This is a genomic window from Actinomycetota bacterium (genome assembly GCA_030776725.1).
Classification (GTDB): Bacteria; Actinomycetota; Nitriliruptoria; order Nitriliruptorales; family JAHWKO01; genus JAHWKW01.
On sequence record JALYHG010000039.1, the window covers coordinates 1 to 3,233 of the forward strand.

Annotated in this window: 3 protein-coding genes; all 3 read left to right on the plus strand. The window is 76.0% G+C overall.

From position 1 onward, the window contains the following. Positions 1–805 (plus strand): DUF58 domain-containing protein (locus M3N57_01505; GenBank protein MDP9021381.1); only part of this gene is annotated, 805 nt, incomplete at its 5' end. After that, positions 802–2,751, plus strand: coding sequence for a BatA and WFA domain-containing protein (locus tag M3N57_01510; GenBank protein MDP9021382.1), 1,950 nt, complete (start codon positions 802–804; stop codon positions 2,749–2,751). The genes M3N57_01505 and M3N57_01510, both read left to right, overlap by 4 nt. 19 nt (positions 2,752–2,770) lie before the next feature. Beyond that, on the plus strand, positions 2,771–3,233 hold a 463-nt coding region (locus tag M3N57_01515), incomplete at its 3' end, for a VWA domain-containing protein (protein MDP9021383.1).

Sequence of the window (3,233 nt, forward strand, 5' to 3'; positions counted from 1 at the left end):
GGGCCGGTACGCGGGGAGCCACCGCTCGCGGCGGTACGGCGCGTCGCTGGACTTCGCCGACCACCGCCAGTACGTCCCCGGCGACGACCCGCGCCGGCTCGACGTCGCGGCGTACCAGCGGCTGGGCCGCCTCCTCGTCAAGCTGTACGAGGCCGAGGACGAGGCCGCCGCCCGGGTCGTGGTGGACCTGTCGGCGTCGATGGGGTTCGGGCGGAAGGCGCGCACCGCCCGCGAGGTCGCGGCGGTGTTCGCGGCCCTGGCGCACAACGGCCAGGACCGGGTCCGGGTGCTGTTGGCCGGATCCGACGGCGTCGACGCCGGCCCGTGGTTCCGCGGGTCGGGTGGCCTCCCGGCGGTCGAGGCACGGCTGTTGGCCGCGGCGACCGATCCTCCGAGCGCGGCCCGCCCCGACCTGGCGGGCGCGATCCACCGAGCACGCGGCGACGGACCGGCCGGCCCGACCGTGGTGGTCTCCGACCTGCTCGACGACGCCTGGCCGGACGCGGTCCGGGAGCTGGCGGCGGGGCGGTGCGACGGCGTGGTGGTGCACCTGCTCGGCCGTGAGGACCTCGAACCGGGAGTCCGCGGCGACCTGCGCCTCGCCGATGCCGAGACCGGCGAGGAGCTGGAGGTCGGGATCGACGAGGAGGCGTTGGCCGCCTACCAGGCCACCTGCGAGGCGTGGCTCGCGCAGGTCGAGGCGGCCTGCGGGCGGCACGGGATCGCCTACGCCCGCCTGGTCGACGACGCGTCGGTCGAGGAGCTGGCCACCGGCACGCTGCGCCGACTCGGGGTGGTGACGTGAGCTTCGCCAACCCGGCCGGGTTCCTGGCCGGCCTGCTCACGCTCCCGTTGATCGCGTGGTACGTGCTGCGGGTGCGCCGCCCGCGTGTGACGGTCGCCTCGACGTTCCTGTGGCGGCGCAGCGACCGTTCGATCGCGGCGGCGGTGCCCTGGCAGCGTTTCCGGAGCGACGCCACGTTCTGGCTGGTCCTGCTGGCGCTGGTCGTGGGGACGCTCGCGCTGGCGCAGCCCTACGTCACCGTGACCGCGAGCCTGGGCGACCACACCATCGTGGTGGTGGACGCGTCCGCGTCGATGCTCGCCGACGAGGATGGGCCGACCCGCCTGGAGCTGGCGCGGCGGTCCGCCGAGACGCTGGTGGACCGCCTGGGTCCGGGTCAGGTGGTGTCGGTGGTGGAGGCCGGACCCCGCGCCCGGGTCCTGCTGTCGGCGTCGGACGATCCCCGCGCGATCCGGCGGGCGCTCGCTGCGGTCCGTCCCAGCCACGGCGCAGCCGACCTGACCGACGCGTTCACCCTGGCCGCGGCGCTGGAGCGTCCCGGCCAGTCCACGGTGGTTCACCTGCTCAGCGACGGGGTGGTCCCCGCAGAGCACCGCGACGCCGTCCCACCCGGTCTGCTGGTGACCGCGGTCGGCCGCGAGCGGCCGAACCTGGCCGTGACCCGTCTGCATGCCGTCCCGGTGGGTGCCGGCGCCCACCAGCTGTTCGTGCAGGTCCGCAACTTCGGGACGCTGGCCACCGACGCGGACCTGACGGTCGGGGTGGCCGCCACCGACACCGCCGACGCGGCGGTCGAGCCGCTGATCGAGCGACGCCTGCGGCTGGGTCCACGTGCCACCGAGGAGCTCGTCGTCACCCTCGAGCGCTCCGGCGGACCTCACCTGGTGGCAGAGATCGCCCCGGCCGGAACCACCGTCACCGGTGAGAGCTCCGATGCCCTGTCGGTGGACGACCGGGCCTACACGGTGTTGCCCAGCGCGCGTGAGCTGACGGTGCTGATCGCCGGGCCCGGCAACGTCTTCCTGGAGGCGGCGTTCGCGGCCGTCCCCGGGGTGCAGGTGCGCACCACCGACACCGTGCCCGACGCTGTGTCCGGCCCCGGGGCGCGTGCCCTGCACGACGCGGACCTGGTCGTGGTGGACCGGGTCGCAGCCCCCGCCGCCCCGCCCCCCCTGCCGACCGTGTACGTCGCACCGCCGGTCCCCCCACCCGGTGTCGAGGTCACCGGCGAGGTGGAGCTGCCGGCGCTGACCTTCCAGGCTCCCGATCACGAGATCCTGGCCGCGGTCGACCTGTCGGACGTTGCGATCGCGGCCGCGCAGACGGTCACCGCCCCGGCGCTCACCCCGGTCGCCAGCGGGCCCAGCGGCCCGCTGATCCTCACCGGGCGTCTCGACGCGGCACCGGTCGTCTACGTCGCCTTCGACCTGACGCAGAGCAACCTCCCGCTGCAACCGGCGTGGCCTGTGCTGATCGCCAACGCGGTGACGTGGCTCGGGGGCGGACCCACCGCCACACCGACGAGCGCTGGGGAGGCGGTCACCCTCCCGGTCCCCGCCGGCGCCACCGGGATCACCGTCACCGGACCGGGGACGGAGCTGACGGTCGATCCCGCCCAACCACGGGTGCGCCTCGAGCAGGCCGGCCTGTACCGGGTTCGCTGGGCCGCTGCCGGAGACGACGGTGCGGGCGGCGAGGGGTGGGTGGCGGCGAACACCGTCCCGGCGGAGGGCGACCTGGCGCGCAGCCGACCGGATCGGACCGACCGGACCGCCACGGCCGTGGACGGTGCGGGGGGGACGGCACAGGGTCGCCACGGCTTCGGTCGGGACATCCTCGCGGTGGTGCTGATCCTGGCCGTCGCCGAGTGGGTCTGGGCGACCGTCCTCAAGCCCCGCCGGGCCCGCCGGCGGGGCGCGAAGCGACCGGCGGAGGTGGTGGCGTGATGCCCGCGGCGGTGCTCGCGTGAGCCCGGTCGGGTTCGACCATCCGGGCTGGCTCGTCGCCCTGGTGGTCGTGCCGCTGGTCGTGGTGGCCGGTCGCCGGGCGGTCAGCCGGGTGCGTCCCCGCCAGCACCGGCTGGCGACGGCGTTCCGCGCTGCCGCGGTCGCGTTCCTCGTCCTGGCGTTGGCCGGGCCGCGGTGGAACGTCGCTGGTGGCGGCGTCGACGTCGCGTTCCTGGTCGACGCGTCCGACTCGGTGGGGGCGGGACTCGACGACGCCCTGGCCTGGGTCGACGCCGCCCTCGACGGCCGCAGCGAGGGCGACCGCGCCGCCCTGGCGCTGTTCGGGGCGGACGCTCGACTGGAGTACACGCTGCGCGACGACCCTCCCCGGGGTCGCCCCGCCACCGTCGTCGACCCGTCGGCCAGCGACCTCGGGCAGGCGCTGCGCCTGGCCCACGGCGCGCTCGGTAGCCAGCACCGCC